Here is a 13,740-nt window from a genome sequence, read left to right as displayed (position 1 = left end):
ATGCGTATCGAGGCCCGGGGTCTGCGGTTCGACGTCGCCACCGGCGGTCCGGAGCAGGGCGAACCGGTGCTGCTGCTGCACGGTTTTCCGCAGCACTCGGGCGAGTGGGACGGGGTGCTGCCGGCCCTGCACGCCGCCGGTCTGCGCAGCTACGCGCTCGACCAGCGGGGCTACTCGCCGCAGGCCCGGCCCGCCGAGGTCGAGGCGTACCGGCTGGGGGAGCTTGTCGCCGACGCGGTGGCGGTGCTGGACGCCCTCGGGGTGCCCGCCGCGCACGTGGTCGGGCACGACTGGGGCGCGGTCGTCGCGTGGGCACTGGCGGCCACCCATCCGGACCGGGTGCGCACGCTGACCGCCGTCTCCGTGCCACATCCGGCCGCCATGGCGTACGCGCTGGTGAACGATCCGCAACAGAAGGCACGCTCGGCGTACATGCTGCTGTTCCGGCAGCCGGGGGTGGCCGAGAAGACGTTGTTGTCGCTCGGCGCGGTCGGGTTGCGCCGGCTGCTGCGCGGCGTCGGCGACGCGGCACGGGTGGCGGCGTACGCCGATCCGATGCGCGAACCGGGCGCGTTGACCGCCGCCTTGAACTGGTACCGGGCGATGTCGAAGGCGGATCTGGCGGCGACCGGCCCGGTGTCGGTGCCCACCACGTTCGTCTGGAGCGACGGGGACGTGGCCATCGGGCGGGTGGCCGCGCAGGCGTGCGCCGCTCACGTGACCGGGGACCTCCGATTCGTCGAACTGGCCGGGGTCACCCACTGGATCCCCGACGAGGCACCGACGCCGTTGGCCGAGGCGATCCTGGCCCGGGTGCGCCCGGCGGTTTGAGTGGGCGGAGAGCGGGCACGGGGATCCTGAGCGGGTTTCGGTTCGCACCGCGTGGGGCATCAGCGTGACCGCCGGCGGCTGGCCGGCGGAGTCTCCCGGAGGTCCGCGGTGTCAAAGGAAACCGAGAAGCAGCGGTGGCAGCGCAACTTTGCCGACCTGTTGCAGGAATTGCGGGTCGCGCAGACCGGCGTGCAGATCCTGTTCGCCTTCCTGCTGACCCTGCCGTTCAGCGCCGGCTTCGACGACACCACCCAGTTTCAGCGGGACGTCTACATCGTCGCGCTGCTGGCCGCCGCCGGCGCCACCGCGATGATCATTTCCCCGGTGGCCTTCCACCGGGCGCTGTTCCGGCAGGGACGCAAGCCGGAACTGGTGCGCTTCGCCCACCGGATGGCCAGCGGCGGTCTCGCCTTCATGCTGATCGCGATGGTGAGTTCGGTGCTGTTGATCACCGACTTCGTGCTCGCTCGACCGATCGCCTTCGTGCTCAGTGCCGTCGCCGGCCTGTGGTTCCTGACCCTGTGGATGATCCTGCCGTTCGCCCGGCGTAACTGGGGTGAGGACGACATCGACGACGACGAGGACCCGAGCGGCCTGAACCAGGGCTGAGCCCGGCCACTGCCGCGGATATCCGTGGCTACCATTGGGTAACGAACACGGGTAGCCTGCTGAGCAGGCGGAACAGTCCGACTGTCCGGATCGAGCCCGGGGGTTTGCCGTGGCCATCGCCGAGAACCACCGTCCGTCAGCCACCGACAGCCGTAACGCCGACCCGTCGCCGGATACCGCGCGCCGGGCGTCCACTCCGGACGCGGCCGGTCAGGTGTCCGAGAAGGAGGCGCGTCAGGTCGCCGAGGCGGCCCGGCAGACCACCTGGGACCGGCCCAGCTTCGGCAAGGAACTCTTCCTGGGGCGGCTGCGGCTCGACCTGATCGACCCGTGGCCGCGGCCGGATCCGGAGGAACAGGCCCGCGCCGAGGAGTTCCTCGGCCGGCTCCGCGACTACGTCGCCGCCGAGGTGGACGGCGCGGCGATCGAACGCGACGCGCGGATCCCCGACGAGGTGTTCCAGGGGCTGGCCCGGCTGGGTGCCTTCGGGATGAAGATCGGTCGGGAGTACGGCGGGCTGGGCCTGAGCAACCTGCACTACTGCCGGGCGTTGATGCTGGCCGGCTCGGTCAGCCCGGCGATCGGCGCACTGCTGTCGGCGCACCAGTCGATCGGTGTGCCACAGCCGTTGAAGATGTTCGGCAGCGAGGAGCAGAAGCGCCGTTTCCTGCCCCGACTGGCCGCCGGGGAGGTCTCCGCGTTCCTGCTCACCGAGCCGGATGTGGGCTCCGACCCGGCCCGCCTGGCGACCACCGCCGAACCGACGCCCGACGGCACCGGCTACCGGATCAACGGCGTGAAGTTGTGGGCCACGAACGGCACCGTGGCCACCCAGCTCGTGGTGATGGCCCGGGTGCCGAAGGGCGAGGGGCGTCGTGGCGGCATCACCGCCTTCGTGGTCGACGGTGACGCCGAGGGCATCACCGTCGAGCGGCGCAACGCCTTCCTCGGCCTGCGTGGACTGGAGAACAGCCTCACCCGCTTCCACGACGTCTTCGTACCGAAGGAGAACGTCATCGGTGGCGAGGGCAAGGGGCTGCGGATCGCCCTGAGCACGCTGACCACGGGCCGGTTGTCGCTGCCGGCGATGTGCGTCGGCGCCGGCAAGTGGGCGTTGAACGTGGCCCGGGAGTGGTCGGCGGAGCGGGTCCAGTGGGGCCGGCCGGTGGGTGAGCACGAGGCGGTCGCCCAGAAGCTCTCCTTCATCGCCGCGACCACGTACGGCATGGAGACCATGCTCGACCTCTGCTGCCTGCTCGCCGACGACGACCGCAACGACATCCGGATCGAGGCGGCGCTGGTCAAGCTGTACGCCAGCGAGATGGCCTGGCGGATCGCCGACGAACTGGTCCAGATCCGCGGCGGCCGAGGGTACGAGACGGCCGACTCGCTCACCGCCCGGGGCGAACGTCCGGCTGCGGTCGAGCAGATGCTCCGCGACCTGCGGATCAACCGGATCTTCGAGGGCTCGACGGAGATCATGCACCTGCTCATCGCGCGCGAGGCGGTGGACGCGCACCTCTCGGTGGCGGGCGACATCATCGATCCCGACGCCGGGCTCGCCCGCAAGGCGAAGGCCGGTGCCCGGGCGGGTGCGTTCTACGCGCGGTGGCTGCCGACCCTCGCGGTCGGCAAGGGGCAGCAGCCCACCGGGTACGGCGAGTTCGGCCCGCTCGCCGGTCACTTGCGGCACGTGGAGCGCGCCAGTCGGAAGCTGGCCCGGTCCACCTTCTACGCGATGTCCCGCTGGCAGGGGAAGATGGAGCGCAAGCAGGCGTTCCTCGGCCGGGTGGTGGACATCGGCGCGGAACTGTTCGCGATGAGCGCGGTCTGCGTGCGCGCCCGCGCCGAGCGCGACACCCGGCCGGAGAACGTGGAACTGGCCGACCTGTTCTGCCGGCAGGCCAAGGTCCGGGTCGACGCCCTGTTCACCGCCCTGTGGGAGAACACCGACTCGATCGACGTGACCGCCGCCAAGCGCATCCTGGCCGGCCGCTACGCGGCCCTGGAGGACGGCGTCGTCACCCCGCCCACCGACCTGCCCTGGGTGGCCCCCTGGACCCCCGGCCCCTCCACCGTCACCGACGACGCCCGCCGCCGCCTCCCCCCACCCCCCACCCCCTGACCACCCCCCACCCCCTGACCACCCCCCGCCCCGCCCCGCCTTCAGCCGCCGCCTCGTCGTCGGGGTCGATCATGAAGTTGTTGTCGCGACACGCCGATATCGATGACAACAACTTCATGATCGACGGGTGGGGTGGGTGGATGGGTGGGAGGGGTGGGGAGGGTTCAGGGGGCTTGGGGGTCGCGGAGGCCGAGGCGGCGGAGTTCGAGGGCGGCCAGTGCGTTGACGGTGGTGTCGTCGCCGCGTCGCCACGCCTCGGCGACGTCGGGGGCGATCCGGGTTAGCTTGCGCAGCGGCTGGCCGGCCAGCGCGCGCAGGGCCAGCAGATCCCGGCCGGCGGGCGCGGCGGCCAGCGTCGCCGCCGAGCTCGCCCGGCGCATCCAACGCACCCGCAGCGGCAGCCAGCCGAACACCACGAGTCCGAGCGGCACGATCAGCAGGCCGACGGCCAGCGCCAGCGCCAACTGGTCGACCAGTTCCTGCTGGTCGCGGCCGGCCTCGGCCAGCGAGCGGGCGGCACCGGCCGCCCGCTCGAAGGGTGCGGTCAGCTCGTCGCCGACCAGCGGCACCCGGCCGACCTTGCCGCCGGCCTCGGCGAGATTGTCGGCGAGTCCGCCGCCCGCCCCCTCCAGCTTCTGTCCGGGTACGGCAAGTCTCTGCACCAGGTCGTGCAGCCACAGTGCGCCCCGGATCGTCGCGTACACCCAGGCGACGACGAGCAGGTCGGTGAGCAGCTGTCGTAGCGCGGTCGGGAAACGATCAGCGTAGATCTTCACGCCGGACAGCCTGCCACGTGCCCCGCCCCCCGGCACCCCGACAACCGCCCGTCAGAGCAGCATCTGTCCCGACCGGAAGTGCAAGACGGCGGGCGGCGGGCGGTGGGTGGGGTTGGTCAGCGGGCGCAGGTGGGGCAGGTGCCGAAGATCTCCAGGGTGTGGCTGACGTCGGTGAAACCGTGCTGTGCGGCGACGCGATCGGCCCAGGCCTCCACGGTCGGGCCGGCGACCTCGACGGTACGCCCACAGGCTCGACAGACCAGGTGATGGTGGTGCCCCTCGCTGCACCGGCGGTACAGGTGCTCACCGCCCGGCGGGCGCATCACGTCGATCTCGCCCGCGTCGGCCAGCCCCTGCAGCGTCCGGTAGACCGTGGTCAACCCGACCCGCTCGCCGCGATCACGCAGCATCGCGTGCAGCTCCTGGGCGCTGTGGAAGCCCTCCGTCTCGGCCAGCAGGGCACTCACCGCCGAACGCTGACGAGTGTTGCGAACCGCCGTACCACTGTCGCTCATGACGCCACTCCGCTTCGCTGCGTGCCGTCATGAGGCACCTCCGCACTGAGCCTGATGATTCGCTCGCTCATGATCCCTCCCCGGCGTGGCTGACCGCGTCCGCCACGATGTGCGCGACGTGCTCGTCGACCAGGGTGTAGGCGATCTCCCGCCCGCGCCGGGAACCCCGGACCACGCCCGCCCCACGAAGCACCCGCAGGTGCTGGGAAACCAGCGGCTGAGCCACCCCGAGCTTGTCCACCAGCTCGTGCACGCAGCGCTCACCGCCGGCCAGCTCGCTGACGATCGCCAGCCGGATCGGTGCCGAGAGGGCGCGCAGCAACTCGCTGGCACCCTCGTACGCGTCATAGCCGGATCCGCTGGTCACCCTGCAACGGTAACCAATACCGGTGCACCGCTCAGGATCAGGACCCGCCGAGCACCACCTCGTGGGGCTCCGGAGCCGGCGTGGGCTGGGGCCGGGTCCGCCGGAGCCGGCGCCAACCGGCGGCCAGCAGGGTGACCGTCACGAACGAGGCGATCGCGAGCACCACCACCGAGGCGCCGGGCGCGGTGTCGGCGAGCGCCGCCATCCAGATGCCCGCCCCGCCGGCGAACAGACCCAGTGCCATCGCCGCCGCCATGGTGCTGCGGAACCCTCGGGTGACCTGCTGCGCGGTGGCCACCGGGACGACCATCAGCGCGCTGATCAGCAGTACGCCGACCGCGCGCATGGCGATCGTCACCGTGATCGCCGTGGTGATCGCGAGCAGCAGGTTGAGCGTGCGTACCGGCAGGCCGGAGACGCGGGCGTACTCCTCGTCGTGGCAGACGGCGAACAGCGCCGGCCGCAGCCCGATCATCGCGATCAGCACCGCCGCACCGAGCACCGCGATGGTGGCGACGTCCCCCCGGGACGCCGTGCTCAACGCCCCGAACAGGTACGCGTTGAGGTTGGAGCTGGTGCTGTCGGAGAGCCCGACCAGCACCACCCCGCCGGCGATGCCGCCGTAGAAGAGCAGCGCGAGGGCCAGGTCGCCGGAGGTCCGGCCGCGCTCGCGGATCAGCTCGATGGCGATCGCGCCGATGGTGGCCGCGATCACTGCCATGATCACGGGGGAGGTCTGGAAGAGCAGACCGGCACCGACCCCGGTCAGCGCGACGTGCCCGATGCCGTCACCGATCAGCGCCAGCCGCCGCTGCACCAGGTAGATGCCGAGCGCGGGCGCGGTCAGCCCGATGATCAGAGCGCTGACCAGCGCAAGCTGCATGTACTCGTACTGGAAGAGGCTCATCGTGCGCTCCACAGCCCGGCGGGCTCCTCGGGACCGTGCGGATGCACGTGGTCGTGGTCGGGCGCGGCGTGGTGCCCGGCCGGCTCCGGCACGGCGCCGTCGTGCGCCACGAACCCCTGGTGTACGACGATCGCCCGGCCGATCACCGGGCGCAGCGGACCCAGCTCGTGGGCGACGAGCAGGACGGTGCCTCCGCCGACGGTGAAGTCGTGCAGCGCACCGGCGAACGCCTCCTGGCTGGCCGCGTCCACGCCGGCTGTCGGCTCGTCGAGGATCAGCAGTTCGGGCCGCCCGGCCAGGGCCCGGGCGATGAGTGTGCGCTGCTGCTGCCCGCCGGAGAGGGTGCTGACCGGGTCCTTCGCCCGGTCAGCCAGGCCGACGGCGCGCAGCGCCTCGGCGACGGCCTCCCGGTCGGCGCGTCCGGGTGGACGCAGGACTCCCCGGCGGGCCAGCCGTCCGGCGGCGACCACCTCGGCGACGGTGGCCGGCACGCCGCTGCCCGCGCCGAGGCGCTGGGGGACGTACCCGACGCGGTGCCACTCGCGGAACCGGCGGACCGGTCGGCCGAAGAGGGTCACTGTGCCGGCGCTCAGCGGGACGAGCCCGAGGATGGCGCGGATCAGGGTGGACTTGCCGGAGCCGTTGGCGCCGAGAACCGCGACCACCTCACCGGCGGTCACGGTGAGCGAAACGTCACGAAGCACGGGGCGGCCGTCGTAGCCGACCACCCCGTGCGTGACGGTGATGACGTCAGGTGTCACGAGCAGCTCAACGCCGTCCTCAGGGTTTGCAGGTTGGTACGCATCACCGAAAGGTAGTCCCCGTCGCCCTCGGCTGACAGGCCCTCGATCGGATCCAGCACGGCGGTCTGGGCGCCGACCTCGCGGGCGATGGTCTCGGCCACCTTCGGGCTGACCAGCGTCTCGAAGAAGATCGTGGTGGCCTGGTGTTCCCGGGCCTCCTCGGTGACCGCGGCCAGTCGCTGCGGGGACGGCTCGTCTTCCGGGGTGAGCCCGGTGATGCCGATCTGCTCCAGCTGGTACTTCTGCGCCAGGTAGCCGAACGCGGTGTGGCTGACCACGATCTCCCGGCGCTGGCAGGTCTTCAGCCCCTCGGCGAACTCCGTGTCCAGCTTCTCCAGCTCGGTACGCAGGGTGGCCGCCCGCGCGGTGTAGTCACCGGCCCGGTCCGGGTCGACCGTGCCGAGCCGCTCGGCGAGCTTGTCACCGATGGTGGCCAGTCGGGTCGGGTCGAGCCAGACGTGCGGGTCCTTGGCCCCCTCGGACGTCTCCTCGGCGTGCTCCTCGCCTTCGGCGTGCTCCTCGCCCTCGTGGTCGTGGTCGTGGCCACCGGCGGTGGCGTCCAGCAGGGGCTCCACGGTCGCCACGTCGAAGGCGCGGTCACCGGCCTGCTGCTCGACCGCCTCGTCCACGGCGGGCTGGAAGCCGTGCAGGAACAGGACCAGCTCCGCCTCGCTGATCTGGCCGACCTGGCCCGGGTTCAGCTCCAGGTCGTGCGGCTCCGCACCGGGGCGGGCCAGGCTGGTCACGGCCACGGCGTCGCCGCCGATCCGCTCGGCGAGGAACTGCAACGGGTAGAAACCGGCCACCACGTCGACCCGCTGCGGGTCGGCGCCGGCCGGGCTGTCGTCGTTCGAACAGGCGGTGACGCCGGTCAGGGCGAGCAGGGCGGCCGTGGCGGTGGCCAGGGCGCGCGGGGCGGAGCGGAAGGTCATGTCCTCGACTTTCCGCGACAACGACAATGATTGTCAAAAACGCATGATTGCATGTCAGAGCAGCTTCACCAGGCCGGCGGTGACCAGCAGGGTCAGCACGATCAGCCGGATCGCCCGGGTCTGCGGCGTCTGCACCGACCAGGTGGTCACCAGCAGGGCCGCCAGCGCGCCGGCCAGCAGCAGCGTCAACAGCCCACCGATCACGCCCGGGGCGAAGAACGCGACGAGCGCGAGGACGAGGGTGACCAGGAACACCGTCGTCGGGTTGGTCCGGGCCAGTCGGGCGGCGATCCCAGGCTGCGTACGCTGCATCCCACAGACTCTACGAGGAGGAGGAGCCGGTGCTGGTGACCAACCGGTTCGTGGTCGACGAAGACGTCGCCGACGCGTTCGCCGCCCGAGCCCACGCGGCCCTCGCGGCGCTGGCCGCGCGGCCCGGCTACCAGCGCGGACAACTGGTCCGGGCGCTGGACGACCCCCGTCACTGGTGCCTGGTCACCGAGTGGGAGTCGGTGGGCACCTACCGCCGCGCCCTCGGCGGATTCGATGTGAAGATCACGGCGGTGCCGCTGCTCGCCGAGAGTCTCGACGAGCCCTCCGCGTACGAGCCGTTGGCGACCGCCGTGCCGGGCGGGGACGTGGTCACGGTGGCCAGCGACCGGGCTGCGGGTCCTTACCGCTGAGTCGCCGGGCACTACGCTGGCTTCCATGACCGCTCCCGGACCGGCAGCCCCACCACCAGACCCTTCGCTGCCCGGCACCGATGCGCCGCCGCCCGCCGGCCAACAGCAACCCGACCCGACGTCGCCCGGTCCCGAACCGGGCCCGGCGGCGCCACCGCCCAGCCCGACGTCACCCGGTTCGCCGCCGGCCCACCAGGTGCCCGGCCCGCCGGCCGCTGGTCAGCTACCGCCCGGTCCGCTGCCGTCCAGCCCGGAGCAGGGGGCGCCGGTGCCGCCGCCCGGGCCCGGGGTGGCGCCGCCGTTCGCGGCGCCGCCGACCGAGGGAGGTCGGTCCCGGCTCTGGCTCGGTCTCGGCGCGGGAGCGCTGGCCCTGCTGCTCTGTTGCGGCGGTGGCGGCACGGCGGTCGTCGGCCTGCTGGTCAGTGGGGTGCAGGCGATCGAGGAGCAGGGCCGCACGGTCTCCGGCGACTACTACCGGGCGCTCTCCGACGGTGACTACGGCCGGGCGTACGACCAACTCTGCGAGGACGCCCGGCGGCGCGAGTCCCGGCAGGAGTTCGAACGCCGCTCCGCCGCCGAACCGCAGATCTCCTCCTACCGGGTCGGTGAGGTGGACACCACCACGCTCACCGTGCCGGTGGAGGTGACCTACCGTGGCGGCGGCCAGGAACGCCAGCAGGTCGTGCTCGCCCAGGATCCGCAGACCGGCGGCATGGAGGTCTGCGGAGTCAACTGACCGGCCGCAGGTAATGTGCTGGGTTCGGGACCGCACCGGTCGTACCGTGGTCCCGAACCGTCCCCGCCGACCGTGACGTCCCCGCCGACCGCCAGTCGGCGTAGGAGGAAAAATGCCAGCCGACCGTATCGACGCCGTCGTCAGCCTCGCCAAGCGCCGAGGCTTCGTCTTCCCCTCCAGCGAGATCTACGGGGGCACCCGGTCGGCCTGGGACTACGGTCCGCTCGGCGTGGAGCTCAAGGAGAACGTGCGCCGGCAGTGGTGGAAGACCATGGTCCAGCAGCGCGACGACGTGGTGGGTCTGGACTCCGCGGTGATCCTCGCCCGCGACGTGTGGGCCGCCTCCGGGCACCTGGAGGCCTTCGTCGACCCGCTGACCGAGTGCCAGTCCTGCCACAAGCGGTTCCGCGCCGACCATCTCGAGGAGGCGTACGAGGCCAAGCACGGCCGTCCGCCGACCTCGCTGGCCGAGTTGAACTGCCCCAACTGCGGTAACAAGGGCACCTTCACCGAGCCCCGGATGTTCAACGGCCTGATGAAGACCTACCTCGGCCCGGTGGAGAGCGACGAGGGCCTGCACTACCTGCGGCCGGAGACCGCCCAGGGCATCTTCGTCAACTACCGCAACGTGGAGACGGTCGCCCGCAAGAAGCCGCCGTTCGGCATCGCGCAGACCGGCAAGTCGTTCCGCAACGAGATCACCCCGGGCAACTTCATCTTCCGTACCCGCGAGTTCGAGCAGATGGAGATGGAGTTCTTCGTCGAGCCGGGCAGCGACGAGCAGTGGCACGAGTACTGGCTGGCCGAGCGCTGGAACTGGTACCTCGACCTCGGCCTGTCGGAGAACAACCTGCGCTTCTACGAGCACCCCAAGGAGAAGCTCTCGCACTACTCGAAGCGCACCGTCGACATCGAGTACCGGTTCCAGTTCGGCGGCACCGAGTTCGCCGAGTTGGAGGGCATCGCCAACCGCACCGACTTCGACCTGTCCACGCACAGCAAGCACTCCGGCGTCGACCTGTCGTACTTCGACCAGTCCAAGGGCGAGCGGTGGATCCCCTACGTGATCGAACCGGCCGCCGGCCTCACCCGCGCGGTGCTGGCCTTCCTGCTCGAGGCGTACGACGAGGACGAGGCGCCGAACACCAAGGGTGGCGTCGACAAGCGCACCGTGATGCGTTTCGACCCGCGACTGGCCCCGGTCAAGGTGGCGGTGCTGCCGCTGTCACGTAACGAGGCGCTCTCGCCGAAGGCGAAGCAGCTCGCCGCCGACCTGCGCAAGCGCTGGGTGGTCGAGTTCGACGACTCGCAGGCCATCGGTCGCCGCTACCGCCGGCAGGACGAGATCGGCACCCCGTTCTGCGTCACCGTCGACTTCGACACGCTCGACGACAACGCGGTGACGGTACGGAACCGGGACACCATGACCCAGGAACGGATCGGCCTCGACCAGGTCGAGCGCTACCTGATCGACCACCTGCCCGGCTGCTGATCCCGGGCTCGCCCCGGTGAGTGCGGTCCGGACCGCACTCACCGGGTCATGCGACTGGCATCCATGGCCAATGATGTCTCCAGGGCGGGCAGAGCCGCACGGAGACGACGAAGGGCCGACGACGTGGAGCCGGAAGCACGCGAGGAGATCTTCGAACGGGCGCGGGAGTACTCCACCCAGCCGGCGCGCTGGCCGCAGGCGGACGCGCTCTGGCCGCGGGTCATCGAGGCGTACCGGCAGGCCGTCGCGGGCAGCCGGGTCGACCGGCACGATCAACGCCAGCTGGCCCGGGCCCTGTGGCGGTACGGCATGCTGTCGACCGCACTGGGCCGCCACGAACGGGCGAAGGAGGCGGGCCACGAGGCCATCGTCCTGTTCGCGGAGATCCATCAGGCGGTGGCGGCGGAGCATCCCGATCCGACCCAGCCGCGGCGGGACGAGGCGCTGGCCGAGCTGATCACCGCGTTCGTGGACTCCGGCGAGTCGGCGTTCGTGGCCGGCAGCCCCGGTCCGCGGCTGCAGTTGCTGGAGAAGGCGATCGAGATCGGTCTGCACACCGCCGGTCCGCCGCCTGGCGCGGGGCCGCGCACCCGCGCGGCGATGGCCACCGCCTACCACAACTACGCGAACGCCCTGCTGCACCGCCATCAGGAGCAGGGTGCGGCGTCCGATGCCCAGGAGGCGGCGCTGGCCGCCTCCCGGGCGACGGAGCTGCGTCTGAAGGCGCTCGACCCGCATCAGCCGATCACCATCTGGGAGCTGGCCAGCACCTACTCGATCTACGCGCCGGCGCTGCTGATGATCGGCGACGTCGAGCGCGCCCGGTTGGTGGTCGAGCAGGGCAGCCAGCTGGCCGATCTGCTCGGCGTGACCGGCATGGAGATCCGGCACAAACTAGCGGCGACGGCGGAGCTTCTTCGGAGTGCCTCGGAGCCGGACCGCGGCGGTCGCCGGTGGCCGTGGCGGCGGGGCTGACCACGGCCTGCGTACCCTTGAGCGGTGGAAACCGCCCTCCGTCCCGCCACCGACCTGCCGCCGCTGGCCATCGGGCCGCACCAGGTGTGGCCGCCGGTGGTGCTCGCCCCGATGGCCGGCATCACGAACGTCGGCTTCCGGCAGCTCTGCCGGGAGCAGGGCGGCGGCATCTACGTCTGCGAGATGATCACGACGGTCGCCCTGGTCGAGCGGAACCCGAAGACGCTCCGGATGATCGCGTTCGGAGCGGACGAGCGCCCGCGCAGCCTCCAGCTCTACGGCACCGACCCGGAGACCACCGCCGCCGCCGTCCGGATCGTGGTCGAGCGGAATCTGGCCGATCACGTCGACCTCAACTTCGGCTGCCCGGTGCCGAAGGTGACCCGACGCGGTGGCGGCGCGGCGCTGCCCTGGCGGCGGCGGCTCTTCGCCCGCCTGGTGCGGGCCGCGGTGGCCGCCGCGTCACCCGCCGGGGTGCCGGTCACGGTCAAGATGCGCAAGGGCATCGACGACGACCACCTGACGTACGTCGAGGCGGGGCTGGCCGCCCAGGAGGCCGGCGTCGCCGCGGTCGCCCTGCACGGGCGTACGGCCGCGCAGCGGTACTCGGGCACCGCCGACTGGGACGCCATCGCCACCCTCAAGCAGGCCCTCGACGTGCCGGTGCTCGGCAACGGCGACATCTGGGAGGCCGACGACGCGCTGCGGATGGTGGCGCACACCGGCGTCGACGGTGTGGTCATCGGCCGTGGCTGCCTCGGTCGGCCGTGGCTCTTCGCCGACCTGGAGGCGGCGTTCAACGGCTCGCCGCAGCGGCGGCTGCCCACCCTCGGCGAGGTGGCGGTGACCATGCGCCGGCACGCCGAGCTGCTGGTCGAGCAGTTCACCGCCGGTGCCCGCAACCCGGCCCGGGGTGAGCGGGACGGCTGCACCGACTTTCGCAAGCACGTCGCCTGGTACCTCAAGGGCTTCCCGGTCGGCAGCGAGCTGCGCCGCTCCCTGGCGATGATCGACAGCCTGGCCCAGCTCGACGACCTGCTCGGCAAGCTGGACCCGGCGGTGCCGTTCCCGGTGGAGACGCTGGGCCAGCCGCGCGGTCGCACCAATTCACCGGGCAAGGTCTTCCTGCCCGACGGCTGGCTGGCCAGCCGCGACGACGACACCGTTCCCGAGGGCGCGGAGCTGGACGACTCCGGCGGCTGACCCCGGCTGCCCGGCCCGTCAGCGGCGGGAGAGCAGCGAGGTGACGCGCATCCGCTCGCTGTGGATCCACACGTCCGAGTACTCGATCGGCCGGCCGTCGTCGAGATAGGTGATCTGTTCGAGGTAGAGCAGCGGAAAGTTCTCCGGTACCTCAAGCGCCGCCGCGGTCCGACCGGACGCGGCCGTCGCGGTGAAGGTACGCCGGCCGGTGCTGATCTTGAGCCCGTAGTCGTTCTCCAGCAACCCGAACAGGGAGCGGTCGGCCAGGTCGGCGTGCTCCAGGCCGGGTGCCAGGTCCACGCGTACGTAGTTGACCAGCCAGGCGACCGGACCTGCGGTGATGGACCTCAGTCGGGCCAACCGCAGCACCGACTGGCCTGGTCGAAGGTCGAGCAGCGCCGCGACCGGCGATGGCGCGGGCATGACCTCCCGGGAGATCACCTGCGTGGTGACGGTGACTCCCTGCCGCGCGAAGTCCTCGGACAGGGTGGTCAGCTTCTGGGCGATCGACGGTTCGATCGCGGTGGAGGTGACGAAGGTGCCGCGACCGCGTACCTGCACCAGCAAGCCGTCGCGGATCAGCGTGGACAGCGCCCGACGCAGGGTGCCACGGGAAATGCCGAGTTCGGTCGCCAACTCCGGCTCGCTGCGTAGCCGGTAGTGCGGTGGCCACTCGGCGGACAGGATCCGGGCTCGGATCTGCTCCGACACCTGGGCGTGCAGGGGCACCGGCGCGTCCCGGTCGAGCCGCTCGGACGCCCCGGCCGCATGCAACTGGTCGGACAT

Annotated in this window: 16 protein-coding genes; 8 read left to right on the top strand and 8 right to left on the bottom strand. The window is 71.7% G+C overall.

Translation table 11 applies throughout. The annotated features are described in order from the left end of the window. From O7597_RS03950 to O7597_RS03940, 3 genes are all read left to right on the top strand, one after another. On the top strand, window positions 1–831 hold the full coding sequence (locus O7597_RS03950) for an alpha/beta fold hydrolase (RefSeq protein WP_281582040.1): 831 nt from the start codon (window positions 1–3) through the stop codon (window positions 829–831). Between the two features lie 108 nt (window positions 832–939). After that, window positions 940–1,440, top strand: a complete 501-nt coding sequence (locus O7597_RS03945; RefSeq protein ID WP_269737773.1) for a DUF6328 family protein — start codon at window positions 940–942, stop codon at window positions 1,438–1,440. 214 nt (window positions 1,441–1,654) lie between these two features. Continuing rightward, window positions 1,655–3,565 carry an acyl-CoA dehydrogenase family protein gene (locus O7597_RS03940; protein ID WP_269738686.1) on the top strand — a complete coding sequence of 637 codons (1,911 nt, stop codon included), beginning with the start codon at window positions 1,655–1,657 and terminating at the stop codon, window positions 3,563–3,565. Between the two features lie 164 nt (window positions 3,566–3,729). Here the strand turns inward: O7597_RS03940 and O7597_RS03935 are convergent, their stop codons facing one another. The 7 genes from O7597_RS03935 to O7597_RS03905 form a co-directional block, all read right to left on the bottom strand. Then, window positions 3,730–4,341 (bottom strand): hypothetical protein, encoded by a 612-nt coding sequence (locus O7597_RS03935; protein ID WP_281582039.1) that lies wholly within the window; start codon window positions 4,339–4,341, stop codon window positions 3,730–3,732. A 116-nt stretch (window positions 4,342–4,457) separates the two neighbouring features. Continuing rightward, on the bottom strand, window positions 4,458–4,856 hold the full coding sequence (locus tag O7597_RS03930; protein WP_269737771.1) for a transcriptional repressor: 399 nt from the start codon (window positions 4,854–4,856) through the stop codon (window positions 4,458–4,460). 67 nt (window positions 4,857–4,923) lie between these two features. Beyond that, window positions 4,924–5,223, bottom strand: coding sequence for a metalloregulator ArsR/SmtB family transcription factor (locus O7597_RS03925; protein WP_093407467.1), 300 nt, complete (start codon window positions 5,221–5,223; stop codon window positions 4,924–4,926). A 37-nt stretch (window positions 5,224–5,260) separates the two neighbouring features. Next, entirely contained in the window at window positions 5,261–6,130 is an 870-nt protein-coding gene (locus tag O7597_RS03920) for a metal ABC transporter permease (protein WP_269737770.1), read from the bottom strand. After that, on the bottom strand, window positions 6,127–6,891 hold the full coding sequence (locus tag O7597_RS03915; protein ID WP_269737769.1) for an ABC transporter ATP-binding protein: 765 nt from the start codon (window positions 6,889–6,891) through the stop codon (window positions 6,127–6,129). Before O7597_RS03915 ends, O7597_RS03920 begins: the two co-directional genes overlap by 4 nt. Beyond that, window positions 6,888–7,865 carry a metal ABC transporter substrate-binding protein gene (locus O7597_RS03910; RefSeq protein ID WP_281582038.1) on the bottom strand — a complete coding sequence of 326 codons (978 nt, stop codon included), beginning with the start codon at window positions 7,863–7,865 and terminating at the stop codon, window positions 6,888–6,890. Before O7597_RS03910 ends, O7597_RS03915 begins: the two co-directional genes overlap by 4 nt. Before the next feature lie 54 nt (window positions 7,866–7,919). After that, window positions 7,920–8,177, bottom strand: a complete 258-nt coding sequence (locus O7597_RS03905; protein WP_269737767.1) for a hypothetical protein — start codon at window positions 8,175–8,177, stop codon at window positions 7,920–7,922. A 29-nt stretch (window positions 8,178–8,206) separates the two neighbouring features. On the opposite strand from O7597_RS03905, the gene O7597_RS03900 reads away from it, so the two are divergent. From O7597_RS03900 to dusB, 5 genes are all read left to right on the top strand, one after another. Beyond that, window positions 8,207–8,548, top strand: a complete 342-nt coding sequence (locus O7597_RS03900; RefSeq protein WP_269737766.1) for an antibiotic biosynthesis monooxygenase — start codon at window positions 8,207–8,209, stop codon at window positions 8,546–8,548. A 238-nt stretch (window positions 8,549–8,786) separates the two neighbouring features. Then, complete coding sequence (locus O7597_RS03895) at window positions 8,787–9,284, top strand: hypothetical protein (RefSeq protein ID WP_269738685.1); 498 nt, start codon at window positions 8,787–8,789, stop codon at window positions 9,282–9,284. 112 nt (window positions 9,285–9,396) lie between these two features. Continuing rightward, window positions 9,397–10,776, top strand: a complete 1,380-nt coding sequence (locus O7597_RS03890; protein WP_269737765.1) for a glycine--tRNA ligase — start codon at window positions 9,397–9,399, stop codon at window positions 10,774–10,776. Window positions 10,777–10,899: 123 nt separating this feature from the next. Continuing rightward, window positions 10,900–11,751 carry a hypothetical protein gene (locus O7597_RS03885; RefSeq protein ID WP_269737764.1) on the top strand — a complete coding sequence of 284 codons (852 nt, stop codon included), beginning with the start codon at window positions 10,900–10,902 and terminating at the stop codon, window positions 11,749–11,751. A gap of 54 nt (window positions 11,752–11,805) precedes the next feature. Beyond that, window positions 11,806–12,954 (top strand): tRNA dihydrouridine synthase DusB, encoded by a 1,149-nt coding sequence (gene dusB / locus O7597_RS03880; RefSeq protein ID WP_269738684.1) that lies wholly within the window; start codon window positions 11,806–11,808, stop codon window positions 12,952–12,954. A gap of 18 nt (window positions 12,955–12,972) precedes the next feature. On the opposite strand, the gene O7597_RS03875 is transcribed toward dusB, so the two are convergent. Further along, window positions 12,973–13,740 (bottom strand): GntR family transcriptional regulator, encoded by a 768-nt coding sequence (locus O7597_RS03875; protein ID WP_269737763.1) that lies wholly within the window; start codon window positions 13,738–13,740, stop codon window positions 12,973–12,975.

Origin of the sequence: Verrucosispora sp. WMMC514, assembly GCF_027497295.1 — a bacterium.
Classification (GTDB): Bacteria; Actinomycetota; Actinomycetes; order Mycobacteriales; family Micromonosporaceae; genus Micromonospora; species Micromonospora palythoicola.
The sequence above is the reverse complement of the archived record's forward strand: the minus strand, read 5'-3'. Positions and strand labels throughout refer to the sequence as shown.

Excerpts from the sequence above, each read along its gene's own strand:
- O7597_RS03920 (WP_269737770.1), bottom strand. The coding sequence starts at position 6,130 with ATGAGCCTCTTCCAGTACGAGTACATGCAGCTTGCGCTGGTCAGCGCT.
- O7597_RS03930 (WP_269737771.1), bottom strand. The coding sequence starts at position 4,856 with ATGAGCGACAGTGGTACGGCGGTTCGCAACACTCGTCAGCGTTCGGCG.
- O7597_RS03910 (WP_281582038.1), bottom strand. The coding sequence starts at position 7,865 with ATGACCTTCCGCTCCGCCCCGCGCGCCCTGGCCACCGCCACGGCCGCC.
- O7597_RS03905 (WP_269737767.1), bottom strand. The coding sequence starts at position 8,177 with ATGCAGCGTACGCAGCCTGGGATCGCCGCCCGACTGGCCCGGACCAAC.
- O7597_RS03875 (WP_269737763.1), bottom strand. The coding sequence starts at position 13,740 with ATGTCCGACCAGTTGCATGCGGCCGGGGCGTCCGAGCGGCTCGACCGG.
- O7597_RS03950 (WP_281582040.1), top strand. The coding sequence starts at position 1 with ATGCGTATCGAGGCCCGGGGTCTGCGGTTCGACGTCGCCACCGGCGGT.
- O7597_RS03890 (WP_269737765.1), top strand. The coding sequence starts at position 9,397 with ATGCCAGCCGACCGTATCGACGCCGTCGTCAGCCTCGCCAAGCGCCGA.